Source organism: Thermopolyspora sp. NPDC052614, assembly GCF_040678635.1.
GTDB lineage: Bacteria > Actinomycetota > Actinomycetes > Streptosporangiales > Streptosporangiaceae > Thermopolyspora.
The window spans coordinates 357,919-364,196 of the sequence record NZ_JBFATZ010000008.1; the positions used below are offsets into that span (position 1 = coordinate 357,919).

The following is a 6,278-nucleotide window of genomic DNA, read 5'->3' on the forward strand; positions in this document are numbered from 1 at the left end:
CCCCTTCAGGCGGCTTGATCCGGGGCGGACGGTGGCGTGACCGGTCAGCTTGCGACTGTGCTGACCGGGGATACGCACGAGGAGAGGGGGTCGCCTCAGACTTTCTGAAAGTTGTTAAAAGTTGCCATACCCGGCCCGTGATATCGGGCGGGACCTGACTTTCACAGCGACTCGGCGAGCGCCTCGTCGAGGATGTCCATCCCCCGGTCCAGTTCGTCGTCGCCGAGCGTCAGCGGAGGCGCGATGCGGAAGATCCCACCCATACCGGGAAGCTGCACGATGTTCATATGCAGGCCGCGCCGCAAACACGCCGCGGTGACGGCCTGCCCGAGCTTCTCGGCGGGCTGCTTCGTCTCCCGATCGCTCACCAGCTCGATGCCCTGCAGCAGCCCCCTGCCGCGCACGTCGCCGACGACCTCGTACCGCCGCTGCAGCTCAAGCAGCCGCTCCCGCAGCCGAGCCCCGAGTACGGCGGCGCGCTTGACGAGCCCGTCCCGCTCGACCACCTGCAGCACCGTCGAGCCGACGAGCGCGGCGAGCGGATCGGACACATGCGTGGTGAAGAAGAGGAAGCCCCGCGAGTGGCAGACCTCCTCGATCTCCTCGCTCGTGACCACGGCCGCCACGGGCAGCCCCGCCCCGAGCGTCTTGGACAGGGTGAGGATGTCCGGCACGATGCCGTCACGCTCGAAGGCGTACATTGCCCCGGTACGGCCGATGCCGGTCTGCGCCTCGTCGGCGATGAGCAGCATGCCGCGCTCCTCGCATTTGCGCTTCAGGGCGGCGAGGTACCCGGCGGGCGGGTCGATGATGCCGCCGGAGGACAGGATCGGCTCGACCAGCACCGCCGCGAGAGCGCCCGCCGACTGCCGGTCGATCAGCTCGAACCCGTAGTCGAGCTCCGCCTCCCAGTCGTAGGAGCCGTCCGCGCGCCGGAACGGCGAGCGGTAGGCGTTGGGCGTCGGCAACGTCATGTTCCCCGGTATCGGCGGACCGTAGCCGCGCCGCCCCGCCGAGTACGTCGCGGCGGCGGCTCCCGAGGTCATGCCGTGCCACGACCGGTCGAAGGACACGATCTCGTACCCGCCGGTGTACAGCTTCGCCATCTTGATCGCGGCCTCGTTCGACTCCGCGCCGGTGGTGAGCAGGAACACCTTCGACAGCGTGGGCGGCAGCGTGCCCGTCAGCCGCTCGGCGAACTCCACCACGGGACGGCTGAGCATCCCGCTGAACAGGTGGTCGAGGTTCGACACCGCCCGGGTGACCGCCGCGACGATGTCGGGATGGGCGTGCCCGAGCACCGCGCTCATCTGCCCCGAGGTGAAGTCGAGGATCGCGTTGCCCTGATCGTCGTACACGTAGGACCCTTCGGCCCGCTCGATGATCCGCGGCGTGAAGGCCGCGCCGTACCGAACGAGATGGCGATCCACTGCCTCCCAAAAGCCACCATTTTCCACGGGTAACGCCCTGCCTTTCCCTTGTGTCGCTGGCAGCGCAACCGAGCGCCCCCCGAAAGCCCCGGGCCACTCCGCCCCCTGACGCGAGCGGGTTATCGTGAGCCCGTGCGTAGGGCGGGTCTGCCGGGTAACGTGGCCCGGCGGCTGGTGCGGGTCGCGGAGCGGCGCGGCCTCGACGTGACCGCCATACTGCGCCGGACGGGCATCCCCACCGACGCCTCGGGCCTGCCGCGCGGCACCGGCGTGACGATCGGCCAGGTGGCGAAGCTCACCCAGGAGCTGTGGACCCTGACCGGGGACGAGCTGTTCGGGCTGGGCCCGCCCGCCCCGCTGGGCACCATGAAGCTCGTGATGCGCTCGCTGATCCACGTGCCCGACCTCCACGCGGCGCTGCGGCGGCTGGCCGACGCCGGCGGGGTCGTCCCCGGCATGCCGCGGCTGCGCGTGACGGTCGGCGAGACGCTCGTCGAGGTCGACATCGACATCGACCCGCTGGACGATCCCGATCACCTGGCCGCGGAGATCATCGCCACGCTGATCCACCGCATGCTGGGGTGGCTCATCGGACGGCGCGTCAGGCTGTGCGAGCTGCGGCTGCCCTGGCCGGCGCCGCCGTACGCCGCGGACTACGAGATCGTCTTCGGACTTCACCCGGTGTTCGAGGCCGAGCGGCTCGTCCTGGTCTTCGACCGCCGACTGCTGGGCGCGCCCCTGATCCGCGACGAAGACGATCTCGCCCGTTTCCTCAGGGACGCGCCGAACGTCTGGCTGGCCACCCGCGACTACGGCTCGTCCACGGCGGACCAGGTACGCAGCATCCTGCGACGCGGCCTGCGAGGATCCTGGCCGACGCCCGACGACATCGCCGCACGGCTCGGCGTGAGCACCCAGCACCTACGCAGGATGCTGCGGGCCGAACAGACCTCGATCGGCCAGATCAAGGAGGACCTTCTACGGGACGCGGCCGTGGCGAGCCTGTCCCGCGGCGAGGAGTCCATCACCGACTTGGCCAGGCGCCTCGGCTTCTCCGAGGCCAGCGCTTTCCGCCGCGCCTTCCGCCGCTGGACCGGGCTTTCCCCAGGCGCGTACCGGCTGGCGAACGGGGGGCCGCCTGCCGCCGAATAAACGACATCACCCCGCCGGGGCGACCTTGTGCAGGTAGAGAGCCTCAATCTCGTCCGCGTACTTGGTCGCGATCGCCTGCCGCCGCAGCTTGTTCGTCGGCGTGAGCTCATCCCCGCCCGGTGCCCACGTGACGGGCAGGATGCGGAAGTACTTGATCTGCTCCACCCGGGACAACATCGCGTTCGCCCGCGCCACGCCCGCCTCGACGGCCTCGTGGACCTCGGGCAGCCCCGCGAGCTCGGCGATGCCCTGGTCGGCGGCCTGGTCGCCGATCAGCCCCCGCGACTTGGCGAACTCCCGCGCGGCGACGGCGTCGAGAGCGATCAGCGCGACCACGTACGGCCGCCGGTCCCCCACCGCGACCACGGAGGCGGCCAGCGGGCAGGAGACCAGCACGGCGTTCTCGATGTTCGCCGGCGACATGTTCTTGCCCGAGGAGTTGATGATCAGCTCCTTCTTGCGGTCCACAATCGTGATGAACCCGTCGGGCGCGATGACGCCGACGTCGCCGGTGTGCAGCCATCCCTCGGCGTCGATCGCCTCGGCGGTCTTGCCCGGCTCCCTGCGGTACCCCCGCATCAGCATCGGCCCCCGGAGCAGCAACTCGCCGTCGTCGGCGAGCCGTACCTCCAGGTCGCGCATGATCGTCCCGACCGTCCCCGGCCGGATCGACTCCGGCAGGTTGATCGCCCCGGCGGCGCTCGTCTCCGACATGCCCCACCCTTCGCAGAGCCGGATCCCCAGGGTGTAAAAGAAACGCACGACATCGGGGGCGATCGGCGCGGCGCCGGTGATGGTCGCCGCGGCCTCGTCCAGACCAATCCGCGCCCGCAGTCCCTTGAGAACCGTCCGGTCGGCGAGGTCATACCGCGCCGCGAGCTCCGCCGGAACCGGACGTCCGGTGGTCTGCAGCTCCATGACCTCCCGGCCGACGGCGAGCGCCGACTCGATCTGGTCGCGGCCCGGCCCGCTCTGCGCGGCGATCATCTGGCCGATCGCGGCCTGCATCTTGTACCAGAAGGCCGGCACACCGAGAAAGATCGTCGGCCGCACGTCCGGCAACACCCCGGCCAGCGTCTTCATATCCGCCACAGTGGTGATCGAGGATCCGCCGGCCATCGCCATGTAGTGGCTGAACCACCGATTCGCCACGTGCGCGTCAGGCAGGTAGGACACCAGCCGCCCCACCTCGGCACCAGCCGCCACAAACGGCAGGTCCAGCCCACTACGCAGACACGCGACCATCGCCCGGTGCTCCAGCTCGACGCCCTTGGACGGCCCGGTCGTCCCCGACGTGTAGATGAGCGTGACCAGATCCTCGGGCCGCACCGCCCGCCACGCCGCCTCGAAGTCGAACCCGTCGGGCCGCTCCGCCTCCACGTCCGCCAACGACAGCGCGCCCTCCACCGCGCCGTCCACCGCGCCGTCCACGCAGACGATGTGCTCCACCGCCCCGCCCACGTCCCGGATCGTCGACACCCACTGCCGCTCGGTCACGACAACCCGATTGCCCGCGTTCTCGAACACATGGGCGATCTGCGCCACCGGACTGGCGTTGTAAACCGAGAACGGCGTGGCCCCCAAATGCAGCACCGCCGTATCCACGAGATGAAACTCGGGCCGGTTGGTCAGCATGATCGCCACGGTGTCCCCGCGCCGCACGCCCAGCGCGGCCAGCCCCCCGGCGATGCGCTCCACCCGCTCGGCGTACTGCCCCCAGGTCAGCTCCACCGTGCCGACCGAATCGCGCAACGCGACCCGGTCACGATGCTCCCGCGCCGTCCGCTGGAACAGTTCGGCGATGGTCCGCACCGACCGCAGTGAGTCCCCAGTGAGCATGGGCATCCGGCCTCCTCGTCTCCGGACAGCCCTGACTCAACCAGCGAGATCAGCTTCCGACCGCCCGGATACCCGTCATCATCGAGGCGACCGCCCGGCCCGCACAGGACCGTTTCGCACTCATTACAGGACCCTCACGCGCAACCGGTCCGTGCCGTCCGCGTCGCTCGCGGACACGCCCCGGAATGGCCGGATCCCGTGCCCCATGGTGAAAGGCGATGCCGTGACCCATTGGCAGCGTCCGTCATAAAGCCATACTGAAGCCGTGGCCGACGGTGCTCACTTGCGCCGGTTGATCCCCTTCGACAAGCCGTAACGTTCGAAGATCGCCCTTTCTCAGCCAGTAGTCGATCTCGTTCATTTCATCTCGGTCGGGGCGGGCGAGCCCATCGTCAATGCCAATATGCTTGAGCCAGGCGCTTACCTCAGACCAGAGCCACACCCTGGCACGACCTACGACTCCTTCGGCCGGAGGAAAGCGTGGAACGTCACTGCGCCGCTCTCCCGCGATCAACTGAGCGATATTCTGACGAGTCCTTCCTGTACGCTCAGCGATTTCCGGCACTCCAACCAGGTCACGATCCAGACGAACAAAGACGATCTCGGGAACGTGAAGCTTGGCTGCGATGTACGCATTGCGGGCCGCATCTACTGCACTCTTCCCATCGATGACAATAGAGAGCAAATCAACGCCGGCTCCTCGGAAAAGCATGGCATCGTGATGCTCCATGAGAGCGGCCACCGCTTGATCGTCATCAACATCAGCGCCGGTGACGACGAAGGTCATCTCGTACTCCACCTCGACCCCCCTCCTCTGTCACACTACAACTAGCTTGCGGCACCTGTTGACAAACGTCAACAGTCTCCTACTTCCAAATTGCGATTAAGGCCGGTCAAGCTGCGACGAGGATCCCCCTCCGGCAAGGGGCATCGTCGCGCCTTGGACAGGATGTCTCGTGCATGCCTGTCGGGAACCCGAGGCGTGCCACTGACGGGGATCGCCGTACACCCTCCGTCGAGACATGGACATACAACTTTCCCCAGTGCCCTCCTTTTCGGAGAGTCCACCCTTCTGCCACAAGATACTTCAAAACGTCACGAACCGGCTTTTTTGGATGACTGGCCGGGTCAAGATCGACACTTGTCATCCCCACCCCTTCGCGCTTGAACCGGTACCCCTTCAGATGCGGGATTTTACTCCTTGCTGAAGCCAAGTTGGGGCCGCTCAAGAATGGGACATCACCATCCAGAGGGGAGCTACTTATCTCAAATGTTTAACGTCCATAACGTCCTGGTCGAATACTTCACGGCGTATTTGCCGTACAACCGGCTCAATCGCCTGCCGTGCGTAGGGACTCTACTCCTCGGGCTCAGGTCCAGGAGCTTCGGCCGGGCGAGTACGTCACCGGGCAGCGCGCCAAGCTGCTTCTGCTGGAACGGGTGCTGTTCCAGACGTTCGGCAAGTGCGATGTGGTGGTGCAGACGTCGCCGACGCCATTCGACGCGATCGGCCTGCCGGAGATCGGCTTCCCAATCGGATTCACCACCGACGGCCGCCCCATCGGCACAATTCTCGGCGGCCTGCCGTACGGCGAGGAGCGACTGCTGTCGGTGGTCGCCGCCTACCAGGCGGTCTCTGACTGGCACTGGCGCCGACCGGCCGATCCACCCGCCAGCACGGCCCGCACGGCCACCCCCGACCGCGGCCGCATCTCCGCCGAGCAGTCGCATTGACGCGCTCCCCGGCTTGAAGGCCGGGGTTCAGCCTGTGCCGCGTGTGCGGCACTTCTGTGGCTTCCTGTTTCACCGGGTCCTGCCCTCCGCTAGGCGGCGGGTCTTACGGTCCCTCCGCAGGCG

At 67.7% G+C, this 6,278-nt stretch carries 5 protein-coding genes; 2 read left to right on the plus strand and 3 right to left on the minus strand.

Annotated features, from left to right (window positions below):
* Positions 1-161: 161 nt before the first annotated feature.
* Positions 162-1,430, minus strand: a complete 1,269-nt coding sequence (locus AB0K60_RS20140; RefSeq protein ID WP_364056757.1) for an aspartate aminotransferase family protein — start codon at positions 1,428-1,430, stop codon at positions 162-164.
* 132 nt (positions 1,431-1,562) lie between these two features.
* Between AB0K60_RS20140 and AB0K60_RS20145 the strand changes: the two genes are divergently transcribed.
* Complete coding sequence (locus AB0K60_RS20145; protein ID WP_364056760.1) at positions 1,563-2,582, plus strand: AraC family transcriptional regulator ligand-binding domain-containing protein; 1,020 nt, start codon at positions 1,563-1,565, stop codon at positions 2,580-2,582.
* Between the two features lie 6 nt (positions 2,583-2,588).
* On the opposite strand, the gene AB0K60_RS20150 is transcribed toward AB0K60_RS20145, so the two are convergent.
* Both AB0K60_RS20150 and AB0K60_RS20155 read right to left on the minus strand, forming a co-directional pair.
* Complete coding sequence (locus AB0K60_RS20150) at positions 2,589-4,427, minus strand: long-chain fatty acid--CoA ligase (protein ID WP_364056763.1); 1,839 nt, start codon at positions 4,425-4,427, stop codon at positions 2,589-2,591.
* A 238-nt stretch (positions 4,428-4,665) separates the two neighbouring features.
* Positions 4,666-5,220 (minus strand): hypothetical protein, encoded by a 555-nt coding sequence (locus AB0K60_RS20155; RefSeq protein WP_364056766.1) that lies wholly within the window; start codon positions 5,218-5,220, stop codon positions 4,666-4,668.
* 545 nt (positions 5,221-5,765) lie between these two features.
* On the opposite strand from AB0K60_RS20155, the gene AB0K60_RS20160 reads away from it, so the two are divergent.
* Complete coding sequence (locus AB0K60_RS20160; protein WP_364056769.1) at positions 5,766-6,155, plus strand: hypothetical protein; 390 nt, start codon at positions 5,766-5,768, stop codon at positions 6,153-6,155.
* Positions 6,156-6,278: the final 123 nt, after the last annotated feature.